Below are 13,818 nucleotides of genomic sequence, written 5' to 3' on the forward strand. Positions count from 1 at the left end.
TCTAAATCACTTTGGTCAAAAGTATAAGATCCATCCATCGGTCAAATTTGCGTCCGACCTGCGGCAATATCGCCACCTGATGAAAGCCCAGCCTTTGGTGAAACGCGACGCCGCCCGGATTTTCCGCGCTGCATCCGGCCCAAAGCGTATGGATGCCCGCATCGCGGGCGTGCACGATCAGATGATCCATCAGAATCCGGCCAACCCCCTGTCCGCGCGCGTCCGGGTGCAGGTGGATCGTATGTTCCGCCGTATGGCGGTAGCCATCCCCGCCGCGAAACGGGCCATAGGTCGCAAATCCGACAAGCGCCCCGACCCGTTCGACTACCAGAACCGGCCGCGTCGCAATCAGATCGCGCAAGCTGTCCGCCGTCTTTTCCACGGCGGTAAAAGTAATGCCGGTGTCCCGGATCACCGGGTTCCAGATCGCTGCAATGGCGACCGCATCATCAGGCTTTGCATCGCGGATCATGTCAGCGTGCGCAGCCCATACGGTGTGCGGATCGTCGCAGTGAATCCCGGCGCACCCGCAACAAAGCTGATGCGCGGATCATCCAGTGCAAGCTGTGCTTGCACCATCGCGGCCTGCGGGTGCTGCACCTGCCATCCGACCAGTGCGCAGCCTTGATCAGTCAGCGTATCCGTCGGATGCGGCGTCCCATCGGCCCAGCGCATCAAGGTAGGATAAGCCCCCTGCAGCGGCAGGCTGCCGTCGTCCGGCACAGTGATCGCCCAACGCAACGCGCCGCGTTCCAGCGGCACGGCAAGACCAGTATCGGTTGGTGCGGCGGTGATCGCCGCATCCAGATCGTCGGCGCGGCAAATCCAGTTGGCACAGCGCGGTGTTCCGGCAAAGCTGTCCAGCCCGAACCATGCGGGCCGGGTCCGGGTGGCGCCGGGGTCCAGTGCGATCACCTCTAGGTAGGTGTCGCCTAACCCCAGCAGCGCATTGTGGGTGCCATAGCGCGCGTGCTGCCCGCCAGCTTGCAGCGGCACGCCCAGCGTCTGTTCGACCCATGCGACCCCTGCCGCCAGATCGGTGCAGGCGACAGCAATATGGTCCAGCGTCAGCATCAGACGCGCGTGTCGCGGATCAGCTTCAGGATATCCTGCGCCGCTTTGGGTATATTGGTGCCGGGACCGAAAATCGCCTTGACGCCCGCGTCGGTCAGGAACTTGTAATCCTGCTGCGGGATGACCCCGCCGCAGATCACCAGAATGTCGCCCGCACCCGCCGCGTCCAGCGCCTTGATCAACTTCGGCGCCAGCGTCTTGTGTCCCGCTGCCTGAGAGCTGATGCCGATCACATGCACATCGTTGTCGATGGCATCCTGCGCTGCTTCTTCGGGGGTCTGGAACAACGGGCCCACATCAACGTCGAACCCGATATCAGCGAACGCCGTGGCAATCACTTTGGCCCCGCGGTCGTGGCCATCCTGCCCCATCTTGACCACCAGCATACGCGGACGGCGGCCTTCTTCGGCGGCGAAATCTTCGATATCCTTTTGGATGGCGGCAAAGCCTGCATCGCCTTCGTAGGCGGCACCGTAGACGCCCGCCAGCGTCTTGACCTCTGCCCGGTGGCGGCCAAACACGTCTTCCATCGCGGTGCTGATTTCACCCACAGTGGCGCGGGCGCGGGCCGCTTCGACCGCTGCCGCCAGCAGGTTGCCCCCTTCGCGCGCGCGCCGGGTCAGTTCGGCCAGCGCCGCATCACAGGCTGCCTGATCGCGGCTGTCGCGCGTCGATTTCAGCCGCGCGATCTGGCTGTCGCGCACGCCGGCATTGTCGATATCGCGGATGTCGATCGGGTCTTCGCGGTCCTTGCGGTATTTGTTGACGCCGACGATCACTTCGGTGCCGCGGTCGATATGGGCCTGCCGTGTGGCGGCGGTTTCTTCGATCCGCAGCTTCGGCATGCCGGATGCAACGGCCTTGGTCATGCCGCCCATCTCCTCGACCTCTTCCATCAGTGCCCAAGCGGCCTCTGCCAGATCGTGGGTCAGCTTTTCGACGTAATAGCTGCCTGCCAGCGGATCGACGACCTTTGTCACGCCGGTTTCTTCTTGCAGGATCAGTTGTGTGTTCCGCGCAATCCGGGCCGCGAAATCCGACGGCAGGGCAATCGCTTCGTCCAATGCGTTGGTGTGCAGTGACTGGGTACCGCCCAGCACCGCGCTCATCGCTTCATAGGCGGTGCGGACCACATTGTTATAGGGATCTTGTTCCTGCAACGACACGCCCGACGTCTGGCAATGGGTCCGCAGCATCGACGATTTCGGGTTCTTGGGCTCAAATTCCGCCATCACCCGATACCACAGCAACCGTGCCGCCCGTAGTTTCGCCGCTTCCATGAAAAAGTTCGTCCCGATGGCAAAGAAAAAGCTAAGCCGCCCGGCAAAGCGATCCACATCCATGCCAGCATGGATCGCCGCGCGCACATATTCGCGCCCGTCCGCCAGCGTATAAGCCAGTTCCTGCACCAGACTGGCCCCGGCTTCCTGCATGTGGTAGCCGGAAATCGAGATCGAATTGAATTTCGGCATCTCGTCAGAGGTATATTCGATGATGTCCGAAATGATCCGCATCGACGGTTCCGGCGGATAGACATAGGTGTTGCGCACCATGAATTCTTTCAGAATGTCGTTCTGGATCGTGCCGGACAGAACCGACCGATCATGTCCCTGTTCTTCGCCCACGACGATGAAATTCGCGAGGATCGGAATGACCGCGCCATTCATCGTCATGCTGACCGACACCTTGTCCAGCGGGATGTCGTCAAACAGAATCTTCATGTCCTCGACGCTGTCGATGGCGACACCGGCCTTGCCCACATCGCCTTCGACGCGGGGATGATCGCTGTCATAGCCCCGGTGCGTTGCCAGATCGAACGCGACCGATACCCCCTGCTGCCCCGCCGCCAGTGCCTGCCGATAAAAGGCGTTCGATTCCTCTGCCGTGGAAAAACCCGCGTATTGCCGGATCGTCCAGGGGCGGCCCGCATACATCGTGGCCTTCACACCCCGCGTATAGGGGGCGACCCCGGGAATGCCGCCCATATGCGGCAGGTCAGCAATGTCGTCGGCTGTGTACAGGGGCTGGACGTCGATGCCTTCCAGCGTGTGCCACGTCAAATCGGCCAAAGAACGCCCCCGCAGTTCCTGTTCAGCGATCTTTTCCCATTCGGTTTTGTCGGACATCACGCGGCGCTCCCATCTTCGTGCAGCACCTACATGCCGCGCCCCAGCGCAAAGGTCAAAAACTTGCGCTAAGATGGTGACATTATTTTACTGTTACCGGTAACATAATTACGCGACTGTGACACCTTGAAGCCATGACATCCCTAAGCCCCGCACCTATATGAAAGACATGAACAAAAGATATTTCATCGCCAGTGTCGCGGCGCTCGCATTCATGCCATTTGCAAGCGGTGCGCAGACTGCGCCATCCGATGCCGTGACCACATGGCTGGCCGATCCTACGATACCGTTGTCAGCAGATTCCATCGACGTCACTGATTTTCAGTGGATCGCGCGCACGGTGGCCGTTTTCGCGGATTCGCCCAATGATCCTGCGTTTATCGAACAGATGACGCTGCTGGAAGCGCGGTCAGATGAACTGGCGGAACGCGATGTTGTGGTGATCTATGACACCGACCCTGACGCGCGGTCGCCCCTGCGGCTGAAACTGCGGCCACGCGGGTTCATGCTGGCATTAGTCGGAAAGGATGGACAGATCGTGCTGCGCAAGCCAAGTCCGTGGGACGTGCGTGAATTGTCCCGATCGATCGACAAGATGCCGATGCGGCAAACCGAAATAGACGACAGGCGCGGGTCGGATCAGTGACGTTCCAGCGGTTCGCGCACACCGCGCGCTGCCGCACGGATGGCGATCCATGCCATCAGCATCAATAGCCCCGTCACGATCAGCACCACCAGCATCGGACTGATCGCGACGGTCGACAACAACCGCCCCACCACGAACAGCGCCAGATAGACGGCCAGCCCGCCAAAGGTAAACGTGCGGACCGGTTCAAGCTTTACACCCGACGCCCGCACGACCCCCCAAAAGACGATCACGCAAATCATCGGCACGGTCACGACCGACCGCGGCATCTGTGTCTCGTAACTGATCTGGCTGTCCTGCACCATGATCGACAGCAGGCCAAAGCCCGCGATCGCCGCGATGATGCAGGCCGCAAGCCAGATCAATATCAATTGCCAGGTGCGGGTCACTCGAACTCCATGATGATGTCATCGACTGCGAGACTGTCACCCGCGCTGGCGTTGATCTTGGACACGATTCCCTTGCGTTCGGCACGCAGGATGTTTTCCATCTTCATCGCCTCGACGGTACACAGCGGTTGGCCGTCCTGCACCTCGTCGCCGACGGCCACGTTGACGTTCACGATCAGGCCGGGCATCGGGCACAGCAGCAATTTCGACGTATCGGCAGGCTGCTTGACCGGCATCAGCCGGGCCAGTTCCGCCTGACGCGGCGTGCGCACATGCACCTTGATATCCGCACCACGGTGCCGGACCCGGAATCCGCCGGAAATCTTGGCGACCTTCAGCACCAATGGCGTGCCGTCCACCGTCAGGGTCGCCAGCGGCTGCCCCGGCAACCAATCGCTTTCGACGCGCAGGGTGCGGTCCCCGATGGTGACATGCGCACCACCCTTGTCGGCATCGATGACCGCATCCAGACTTTCACCCTGCAAGGTCACGTTCCAGTCCGCCCCGACATGACGTTCGTGGTTGTTCATCCGGCCGGTGATGCGGGTGCGCCTGATTTCACCGATCCGGTGCATGGCCGCCGTCGCCGCCGCGATCCGCACCAGCGCATCGTGGGGCAGATCCACCCCGGCGAACCCATCGGGGAATTCTTCCTCGATAAAGGCGGTGGTCATCTCTCCGGCTGTAAACTTTGGATGGTCCATCACCGCCGCCAGAAACGGCAGGTTGTGACCGATGCCTTCCAGCTCGAACGAATCAAGTGCCAGCCGCATTTCTTCGATCGCGGCGGCACGGGTCGGCGCCCATGTGCACAGCTTGGCGATCATGGGATCGTAAAACATGCTGATCTCGCCGCCTTCATAGACGCCGGTATCGTTGCGGACAGCACGGTCAGCTGTGTGTTCTTCCACAGGCGGGCGATAGCGCGTCAGCCGCCCGATGGATGGCAGGAAATTGCGGAACGGGTCTTCGGCGTACAATCGGCTTTCAACGGCCCAGCCGTTGATTTTCAGATCATCCTGCCCGAAGGACAGTTTTTCGCCAGCCGCGACCCGGATCATCTGTTCCACAAGGTCGATCCCCGTGATCAGTTCCGTCACCGGATGTTCGACCTGCAAACGGGTGTTCATTTCCAGAAAGTAGAAATTCCGGTCGCCATCGACGATGAATTCCACGGTACCCGCGCTGGCATAGCCCACCGCCTGCGCCAGTGCCACGGATTGCGCGCCCATCGCGGCACGTGTTTCGGGGTCCAGAAACGGGCTCGGCGCTTCTTCGATGACCTTTTGGTTGCGGCGCTGGATCGAACATTCGCGTTCATGCAGATAAACCGCGTTGCCATGACTGTCGGCCAGCACCTGAATTTCGATATGGCGCGGCTGGGTCACAAATTTTTCGATGAAAATGCGGTCATCGCCAAAACTGTTGGCCGCTTCATTCTTTGAAGACTGAAAACCCTCGCGCGCGCCCGCGTCGTCCCATGCGATCCGCATCCCCTTGCCACCGCCCCCCGCGCTGGCCTTGATCATCACCGGATAGCCGATTTGCTGGCTGATTTTCACCGCCTCGTCCGCATCGGCAATCAGGTCCATGTGGCCGGGTACGGTGCTGACCCCGGCCTCGTCCGCCAGTTTCTTTGATGTGATCTTGTCGCCCATCGCCTTGATCGCATTCACCGGCGGCCCGATAAAGGCCACGCCTGCGGCTTGCAGCGCCTCGGCGAACTTGGGGTTTTCCGACAGAAAGCCATAGCCGGGATGCACCGCTTCGGCGCCCGTCTGGCGAATGGCATCCATGATCTTGTCGATCACGATATACGACTGGTTGGCGGGTGACGGGCCGATATGCACGGCTTCGTCAGCCATTTTCACATGCAGCGCCTGCGCGTCCGCGTCAGAATAGACGGCGACCGTCGCAATGCCCATCTTGCGCGCCGTCTTGATGACGCGGCAGGCGATTTCGCCACGATTGGCGATCAGGATCTTCTTGAACATTTAGGCCCTCCCTCAAACGAAAAACCGCCACCGGGGGTGTCCCGGTGACGGTTGAAATAATCGTTCTCCCCCCGCAGAGGGAAAAAGTATTTAGCGGCTGCGACGCACCAGACCGATATCGTCGGCCAGCGCACCGGCGGCAGCGCCACCCAATGCAGCAGCGACGGTATCACGGTCATCGCCGCCCAATGCTGCGGAACCGGCAGCGCCGACGCCTGCGCCGATAAGCGCGCGCTCACCGTCGGTGTCGATGTTGTCACAGCCTGCGACGCCCAGAACGGCGACGAGTGCGAATACGGATGTAGCTTTGAACATTTTATCTTGCCTTTGATTGGTTTGAAGATGCCTGCAAATTCGCTTGCACCACGGGTGAACTCAAGCCCGATTAACGACAAAAGGCGCAAACCCGCCGAAAAGTTCCCCGCCGTGAAAATTGCCCTTTGCGTCACTTGAAGACATCCGGAAAACTGACACGGGCGATTTTGACATTAATCTGCAGCAATGCATCATAGCTTTCGGGGTCGAACGGGTCCTCTGCCGCGATAACCTCGCGTTCGAACAACCAGCTCAGCCGACCCGCATCCAGATTGCCGCGCACAAACGGCTCTTCCCCGAAATGATCCCACAGCGCCTGCAGAAACCCTTCGTCAGCGCGTCGGTCCGGCGGTCTGCGGTCGGAAAACCGTTCACGCGCCCGCAACGGGGTCGCCCCATCCTTGTGGGCCCGCCGGATGACGAACTGAAAATCGGTCCCCGGCAGGCGGCCCGGAAATCCACGGTGTTTTTCCATCAAAAGTCTTCCCAGCGACAGGCGCCGTCCGCCACGCGAAACGGCTGAAAGAATTGCGTGACCTGCGGATCGTAGATCCCAAATTCCGTCGGACGGTCAGACACCGACAGCACCACCTGTTGCCCGGTCCATTCCTGCAATTCAAGCGCTGGCACGACAACGCTGTCACAAAGCCATGTCAGATCATCGATCACATCGGAAAATGTCGCGGCTTCGTCACCACCCGACAGCGCGGATGACAGAAACCGGAACCGGGCGATCCCCGCACCGGAATCCATGATGACATCGGCCAATGCGATATCCAGCCCGGATGGCACCGTGATCGGTTGCGGTGCGCGCACCGCATCCTGTGCCGCGGCAGGTGCAGCCCACAGTGCTGCGATCAGTGCGACCGCAAAGCGTCGATCAATTCGTCCTTTGTCATATCCGACCGGCCTTCGATCCCGATCTCCTGGGCGCGGGCATAAAGATCGTCCTTCGTCCAATCCTCGTAGGCCGGCGCCTTGCCCCCCTTGTGCGAAGGGTCCATGTCGTCGTTGGCCTGCGCATTGGCGATCCGGGCGGCTTTTTCCTTGCTCGCCCCGTCGTCGATCAGGGCTTGATAGGTTTCGTCGTCCTTGATGGACGGTCCATGATCCTTGGTCATCGCAATCTCCTTTGCGCACCAACGGACCGGCCCCGCGCGGGGTTCCCTGCATCATCTTGCCGAAAATACTCCGGGGGGTCCGGGGGGCTGGCCCCCCGGGATCACAGCGGAATGTTATCATGCTTTTTCCAAGGGTTCTGCAATTTCTTGCCGCGCAAGGATGCAAAAGCCCGGCACACGCGCCGCCGGGTCGACCGTGGCATGATGACCTCGTCGACGAACCCCTTGGATGCCGCAACGAACGGGTTGGCGAACCGGTCCTCGTATTCCTTTGTCAGTTCTGCAATCTCGTCGGCAGACCGGCCACGATAGATGATCTCGACAGCACCCTTGGCCCCCATCACCGCGATTTCAGCGGTTGGCCAGGCATAGTTGAAATCGCCCCGCAGGTGTTTCGACGCCATCACGTCATAAGCCCCGCCATAGGCTTTGCGGGTGATGACCGTGACCTTGGGCACCGTCGCTTCGCCATAGGCGAACAGAAGTTTCGCACCGTGCTTGATGACGCCACCGTATTCCTGACTGGTGCCCGGCAAGAAGCCCGGCACGTCCACCAGCGTCAGGATCGGAATTTCAAAGGCATCGCAGAACCGCACGAACCGGGCGGCCTTGCGGCTGCTGTCGATATCCAGCACGCCTGCCAGCACCATCGGCTGGTTTGCCACGACACCGACGGTCTGGCCTTCCAGCCGGATGAACCCGGTCAGGATATTGCCCGCATAATCCGCCTGAATTTCGTAGAAATCGCTTTCGTCAGCAATCTTGTGGATCAGTTCCTTCATGTCATAGGGCGTGTTGGCGTTGGCGGGGATCAACGTATCAAGACTGTCCTCGATCCGGCCGACATCGTCAAAGAACGGTCGCGTCGGCGCTTTCTCACGGTTGTTCAGCGGCAGGAAATCGAACAGGCGACGGCATTCGGCTAGCGCTTCGACATCGTTGTCGAATGCACCGTCCACCACGCCGGATTTTTTGGTGTGGGTGGACGCCCCGCCCAGTTCTTCTGCAGTCACGACTTCATTTGTTACGGTCTTGACCACATCGGGGCCGGTCACGAACATATAGGACGTGTCGCGCACCATAAAGATAAAGTCAGTCATCGCGGGGCTATAAACGGCCCCCCCCGCACATGGCCCCATGATCAGGCTGATCTGCGGCACCACGCCCGATGCCATGATGTTGCGCTGAAACACATCGGCATAGCCCGCCAGACTGGCGACGCCTTCCTGAATGCGCGCACCACCGGAATCATTGATCCCGATGACAGGCGCGCCGTTCTGGATCGCCATATCCATGATCTTGCAGATCTTTTGCGCGTGGGTTTCGGACAATGACCCGCCAAAGACAGTAAAATCCTGGCTAAAGACATAGACCATGCGCCCGTTGATCGTGCCCCAACCGGTGACGACCCCGTCGCCCATCGGTGTGGTGGCCTGCATGCCGAAATCAGTGGCCCGGTGCGTCACAAAGGCGTCGAATTCTTCAAAGCTGTCGTCATCCAGCAGCAATTCGATCCGTTCGCGTGCGGTCAGCTTTCCCTTGGCGTGCTGCGCATCGATCCGCGCTTGCCCGCCGCCGAGTCGTGATTCCGCCCGCCGGGATTCCAACGCTTCGATGTGATCTTTCATGCAGGGCCCTTTCGTGCAAACGGCCCGTCGGACCGCACCTCGCGGCACTCTAGTCACCGCCAACGACAAGGAAAACCCCCACACGGTCATAATTCTGCATCGCGCGCGCGCGTGACGAAACAATCTAACGCCACCAAAGGTCAGCACCGGGTCGTCTGGACATCCCGCAGCGCTTGGCTAACGTGTGGCTATGACTGATTTTCCGCCGGCCCGGTTTCTGGACCGCAGCACCCCGCCCCATATCTTCACCCTGACGCTGCTGGCCGGCGTATCGGCGTTGAATATGTCCATTTTCCTGCCTTCGCTGACGCGGATGGCGGCTGATTTCCGCACCGATTACGCCACGATTCAATTCGCGGTGTCGGGCTATCTGGCCGCAACGGCTGTCTTGCAGGTCATCGTCGGCCCCTTGTCCGACCGTTACGGGCGGCGCACGATCACATTGTCGGCGCTGATCGTGTTTATCCTCGCGACACTCGGTGCCTATCTCGCCCCCACGATAGAGCTGTTTCTGCTGTGCCGCCTGCTGCAGGCCGCTGTCGCCACCGGCATCGTGCTCAGCCGTGCCATTGTGCGCGATATGTTCGCGGCAGAACGCAGTGCGTCCATGATCGGCTATGTAACAATGGGCATGGCGTTGATCCCGATGATCGGCCCGACCATCGGCGGTGTGCTGGATCAGGCATTCGGCTGGCATGCCTCTTTCGTGTTTCTGATGGGTGCCGGCATCGTCGTTTTCATCCTGTGCTATTTTGATCAGGGCGAAACCGTCCGGGGCGGCGGCACGGGGTTCCGCGAACAACTGGCCAGCTATCCCGCCCTGCTGCGCGCACCCCGGTTTTGGGGCTACGCGCTGTGCACGGCGTTCGCGTCAGGATCGTTCTTTGCCTTTTTGGGTGGTGCAGCATTTGTCGCAGACCGGATCTATGGCCTGTCACCGTTCCAAAGCGGCATGGCCTTGGGCGCGCCGGCCATTGGCTATGCCATCGGCAACGGGGTTTCGGGGCGTTATTCGGTGCGGGTCGGCATCAACCGCATGGTGGTGCTGGGCTGCGGGATCGCGGCGTTAGGCATGGGGTTTTCACTGCTGCTGGCGTTGGCGGGGATCAGTTCGCCGGCTGTGTTCTTTGGTCTGTGCACGCTGTTAGGGCTGGGCAACGGCATGACGCTGCCGAACGCGACCGCGGGTCTGTTGTCGGTCCGGCCCAATCTTGCGGGCACCGCAAGCGGGCTGGGCGGCGCGCTGATGATCGGCGGCGGTGCCGCGCTCAGCCAGTTGGCGGGTGTCCTGCTGGCGGGCGGCACCACGGCGATCCCGCTGCAGGCCTTGATGCTGGTGTCTGCCCTGCTGGCAATCGTCGCCATTGTTTTCGTGATCCATCGCGAACGGCGCATCGCCTTGGTGGCCTGAACATGCGCCACCACAATGCCACCCCGAAATCCAGCGCGACCAACCAGACATGGGCCGCCCTTGTTCCGGAACTGGTCTGTACCGACCTTGCCAGTAGCCTGCGGTTCTGGTGCGACATCCTAGGGTTTGCCGTGCGCTACGACAGACCGGGTTTTGCCTATCTCCATCTGGGCGGGGCAGAGGTTATGCTGGAACAGGCCGGCGGCCACTGGGAAACTGCACCGCTGGACCCGCCACTGGGCCGTGGCATCAATTTCCAGATCGAGGTCGCGGACGTGAAAACCCTGCACGACCGCGTGGTCGCGGCGGATGTTCCACTGTTTCGCCCGCTGGCGACCCAGTGGTATCGCGCCAAGGACCAGCAATTCGGCCAGACCGAATTTCTGGTGGCCGCCCCCGATGGCTACCTGTTGCGGTTCATGCAGCACATCGGGGAAAAACCGGCCTGACCGACAGCACAGGTTTTCGACGACACATCGACCCCGGACTGGACGCAGGGCGGCGTCAGCTTTCGGCGTAGGCGGCCATCACATCGTCGCTGGCGTCGACATTGGTAGTGACGTTCTGCACGTCGTCATCATCTTCCAGCGTTTCGACCAGACGCATCAGCTTGGTCAGGCCGTCCAGATCCAGTTCGGTCTGCATGTTGGGCTGCCAGATCAGCTTGGTCGATTCCGCCTCTCCCAATGCGGCTTCGAGTGCGGTAGACACGTCGTTCAAATCGGTCGCATCACAAAGGATCACGTGGTTTTCCGCGTCCGATTGCACGTCTTCAGCGCCCGCTTCGATCGCGGCCATCATCACCGTGTCGTCGTCCCCGATTGACGCCGGATAGACGATCTGCCCCTTGCGGTCGAACATGTAGCCGACGCTGCCGGTTTCGCCCAGATTGCCGCCACTTTTGGTAAAGGTCGACCGCACGGACGATGCCGTCCGGTTGCGGTTGTCGGTCATCGCTTCGACGATGACGGCAACACCACCGGGGCCATAACCTTCATAACGGATTTCGTCATAGTTTTCCGCGTCACCGCCCACGGCCTTGTTGATGGCGCGCTCGATCACGTCCTTTGGCACGGACGATGATTTGGCTTCCTTGACCGCCAGCCGCAGGCGCGGGTTCTTGTCGGGGTCAGGGTCGCCCATCTTGGCCGCGACGGTGATTTCCTTGCTCAGCTTGGAAAACAGCTTTGCCCGGAGCTTGTCCTGACGGCCCTTGCGGTGCTGGATGTTCGCCCATTTGGAATGGCCGGCCATGGCGGGAATCCTTTTGCAAAAATCGGTGTCGCGTGCCTATAGCGCAGCCGCCCCCTGCCCTGCAAGGTTCACGGCATCAGCGGATAGATCATCGGGATCGCGATCGAACAGATCACCGCAAGGCTGATATTCAACGGCAGGCCAACGCGCAGAAAGTCGGTGAATTTGTAACCACCCGGCCCATAGACCAGCGTGTTGGTCTGATAGCCGATCGGCGTTGAAAAGCTGGCAGATGCCGCCATCATCACCGCGATCACCAGCGGTCGCGGATCAACGCCAAGCGCTGCCGCAAGGCCAATCGCAATCGGCGTGATGACAACCGCAACCGCATTGTTGGACACCATTTCGGTCAACACCATCGACAGCGCATAAACCGCAAATATTACCACAAACGGCGGCATGGTTTCCAAAAACGGCGCGACGGCCACCGCGATGATTTCGACCGCACCCGATGCCTCTAGTGCGGCACCCACGGCCAGCATGCCAAAGATCAGCGCCAAAAGCGGACCGTCGATACTGGCGAACGCCTCGTCCGCGTCAATGCAGCCTGTCAGCAGCACGATGACCACCCCCAGAAACGCCAGATGCAGGATCGGCGCGACGCCCAGCGCGGCCAGCACGACGATCCCCAGCATGGTCGCAATGGCGATGGGCGCATGACTGCGGCGGTAAGCGCGTTCCGACGGTTTGGATACATCGGCAAGGTTCATTTCCAGCGCCAGACGCTGGATATCTTCCGGCGCGCCTTCCAACAGCAGGGTATCGCCCACCTTGACCACGACTTCCTGCAACTGGCGCACGTTCTTGTCGCGGCGGTGCACCGCCAGCACGTAAACACCATAGCGCCGCCGCAGGCGCATCGCCCCCAGCGACCGGCCCACCATCTTGCATTCGGGCGAAATCAGCACTTCGACGGTCGAGGTTTCGACCGCCGACAGCTGATCGACCCGGCGCAGTTCCTTATTGGCCTGAAGCGACAGGATTTCCGACATCGCGGTGCGCAGCACCACCCGGTCACCGACCTGTAATTCGACCTCTTCCAGATCGTGCCGCAGGGATGCATCGCCGCGCACCACGTCGATCAGGCGCACACCGTCCCGTTTGAACAGTTGCACGCCCGAAACAACGCGACCGATCAGGTTGCTTTCGGGCGGAATCACGGCTTCGGTGAAAAACCGCATTCTGGACCGGTCCGACAGCATCGCGCCCATGCTGGTCCGGTCCGGCAACAGCTGGTTTCCGAACAGGATCAAATACGTCATCGCCCAGACCGCGATCACCAGACCGATGGGCGTCACCTCGAAGATGCCAAAAGGTTCCATACCCGCTTGCCGCGCCACACCGTCGACCACTAGGTTGGTCGATGTCCCGATCAGCGTCAGCGTGCCTCCGACGATGGACCCGTATGACAGCGGGATCAGCAGTTTGGACGCCGCGATCTTCATCGTGCGGGCCATCTGAATGAACACCGGAAGCATGACCACCACGACGGGCGTATTGTTCACAAAGGCAGAGGCCGAGATCACGAACCCCATCACCCCGCCCATGGCCTGCCGTGGGTTGCGTTTGGCCGCGCGTTCGGCGGCCTGCGTGACATAATTCAGCGCCCCGGTGCGGACCAGCGCACCCATCACGATGAACATCATCGCGATGGTCCAGGGTGCCGCGTTCGACAGCACCGCAATCGCATCGTCGTAGGGCAGGATGCCCAACAGCAACAGAACCCCCGCGCCCGACATGGCGACCACTTCCGTCGGATAGACCTCGCGCAGGAACAGCACGAACATGACCCCCAGCACGATCAATGTCGCGGCGGCCTGATGGTCGGCCAGAAAATCCATTGGGGTCATGAAACGGCGC

At 60.9% G+C, this 13,818-nt stretch carries 15 protein-coding genes; 3 read left to right on the forward strand and 12 right to left on the reverse strand.

The window, feature by feature from the left end; translation table 11 throughout:
• Position 1: 1 nt before the first annotated feature.
• Genes GZH79_RS12515 through scpA form a run of 3 tightly spaced genes read right to left on the reverse strand, consistent with a single transcriptional unit; the run spans position 2 to position 3,200 of the window.
• Positions 2–472: a GNAT family N-acetyltransferase gene (locus GZH79_RS12515; RefSeq protein WP_211644117.1), complete on the reverse strand. Its 471-nt coding sequence runs from the start codon at positions 470–472 to the stop codon at positions 2–4.
• Positions 469–1,074 carry a VOC family protein gene (locus tag GZH79_RS12520; protein ID WP_211644118.1) on the reverse strand — a complete coding sequence of 202 codons (606 nt, stop codon included), beginning with the start codon at positions 1,072–1,074 and terminating at the stop codon, positions 469–471. The genes GZH79_RS12515 and GZH79_RS12520 overlap by 4 nt, the downstream gene beginning before the upstream one ends.
• The gene (scpA, locus tag GZH79_RS12525; protein ID WP_211644119.1) at positions 1,074–3,200 is read right to left on the reverse strand and encodes a methylmalonyl-CoA mutase; all 2,127 of its coding nucleotides are present in this window, start codon (positions 3,198–3,200) and stop codon (positions 1,074–1,076) included. The genes GZH79_RS12520 and scpA overlap by 1 nt, the downstream gene beginning before the upstream one ends.
• A 169-nt stretch (positions 3,201–3,369) precedes the next feature.
• Here scpA and GZH79_RS12530 point away from each other — a divergent pair, with 169 nt between their 5' ends.
• The gene (locus GZH79_RS12530) at positions 3,370–3,846 is read left to right on the forward strand and encodes a DUF4174 domain-containing protein (protein ID WP_211644120.1); all 477 of its coding nucleotides are present in this window, start codon (positions 3,370–3,372) and stop codon (positions 3,844–3,846) included.
• Here the strand turns inward: GZH79_RS12530 and GZH79_RS12535 are convergent.
• The 7 genes from GZH79_RS12535 to GZH79_RS12565 all read right to left on the reverse strand — a co-directional run bounded on the left by GZH79_RS12535 (position 3,840) and on the right by GZH79_RS12565 (position 9,293).
• Positions 3,840–4,235 carry a hypothetical protein gene (locus GZH79_RS12535; protein ID WP_211644121.1) on the reverse strand — a complete coding sequence of 132 codons (396 nt, stop codon included), beginning with the start codon at positions 4,233–4,235 and terminating at the stop codon, positions 3,840–3,842. The genes GZH79_RS12530 and GZH79_RS12535 overlap by 7 nt on opposite strands.
• A complete protein-coding gene (locus GZH79_RS12540) occupies positions 4,232–6,229 on the reverse strand; it encodes an acetyl/propionyl/methylcrotonyl-CoA carboxylase subunit alpha (protein WP_211644122.1) in 1,998 nt (665 codons plus the stop codon). Before GZH79_RS12540 ends, GZH79_RS12535 begins: the two co-directional genes overlap by 4 nt.
• 90 nt (positions 6,230–6,319) lie before the next feature.
• A complete protein-coding gene (locus tag GZH79_RS12545; protein ID WP_249219152.1) occupies positions 6,320–6,544 on the reverse strand; it encodes a hypothetical protein in 225 nt (74 codons plus the stop codon).
• A 130-nt stretch (positions 6,545–6,674) separates the two neighbouring features.
• The gene (locus tag GZH79_RS12550; RefSeq protein ID WP_211644123.1) at positions 6,675–7,019 is read right to left on the reverse strand and encodes a hypothetical protein; all 345 of its coding nucleotides are present in this window, start codon (positions 7,017–7,019) and stop codon (positions 6,675–6,677) included.
• Positions 7,019–7,504, reverse strand: a complete 486-nt coding sequence (locus GZH79_RS12555) for a DUF6497 family protein (RefSeq protein WP_249219153.1) — start codon at positions 7,502–7,504, stop codon at positions 7,019–7,021. Before GZH79_RS12555 ends, GZH79_RS12550 begins: the two co-directional genes overlap by 1 nt.
• Positions 7,402–7,665, reverse strand: a complete 264-nt coding sequence (locus GZH79_RS12560; protein ID WP_211644125.1) for a Rho termination factor N-terminal domain-containing protein — start codon at positions 7,663–7,665, stop codon at positions 7,402–7,404. The genes GZH79_RS12555 and GZH79_RS12560 overlap by 103 nt, the downstream gene beginning before the upstream one ends.
• 101 nt (positions 7,666–7,766) lie before the next feature.
• Positions 7,767–9,293 (reverse strand): acyl-CoA carboxylase subunit beta, encoded by a 1,527-nt coding sequence (locus GZH79_RS12565; protein WP_211644126.1) that lies wholly within the window; start codon positions 9,291–9,293, stop codon positions 7,767–7,769.
• A gap of 190 nt (positions 9,294–9,483) precedes the next feature.
• Between GZH79_RS12565 and GZH79_RS12570 the strand changes: the two genes are divergently transcribed.
• Together GZH79_RS12570 and GZH79_RS12575 are read left to right on the forward strand one after the other, a co-directional pair.
• Positions 9,484–10,704, forward strand: a complete 1,221-nt coding sequence (locus GZH79_RS12570) for a multidrug effflux MFS transporter (RefSeq protein ID WP_211644127.1) — start codon at positions 9,484–9,486, stop codon at positions 10,702–10,704.
• A gap of 2 nt (positions 10,705–10,706) precedes the next feature.
• Positions 10,707–11,153, forward strand: a complete 447-nt coding sequence (locus GZH79_RS12575) for a VOC family protein (protein WP_211644128.1) — start codon at positions 10,707–10,709, stop codon at positions 11,151–11,153.
• Positions 11,154–11,208: 55 nt separating this feature from the next.
• Here GZH79_RS12575 and GZH79_RS12580 read toward each other — a convergent pair whose 3' ends face one another.
• Together GZH79_RS12580 and GZH79_RS12585 are read right to left on the reverse strand one after the other, a co-directional pair.
• Positions 11,209–11,958 carry a YebC/PmpR family DNA-binding transcriptional regulator gene (locus tag GZH79_RS12580; RefSeq protein WP_211644129.1) on the reverse strand — a complete coding sequence of 250 codons (750 nt, stop codon included), beginning with the start codon at positions 11,956–11,958 and terminating at the stop codon, positions 11,209–11,211.
• Positions 11,959–12,026: 68 nt separating this feature from the next.
• Positions 12,027–13,799 (reverse strand): SLC13 family permease, encoded by a 1,773-nt coding sequence (locus GZH79_RS12585; RefSeq protein WP_211644227.1) that lies wholly within the window; start codon positions 13,797–13,799, stop codon positions 12,027–12,029.
• Positions 13,800–13,818: the final 19 nt, after the last annotated feature.

Origin of the sequence: Loktanella sp. SALINAS62 (assembly GCF_018263905.1) — a bacterium.
Classification (GTDB): domain Bacteria; phylum Pseudomonadota; class Alphaproteobacteria; order Rhodobacterales; family Rhodobacteraceae; genus Loktanella.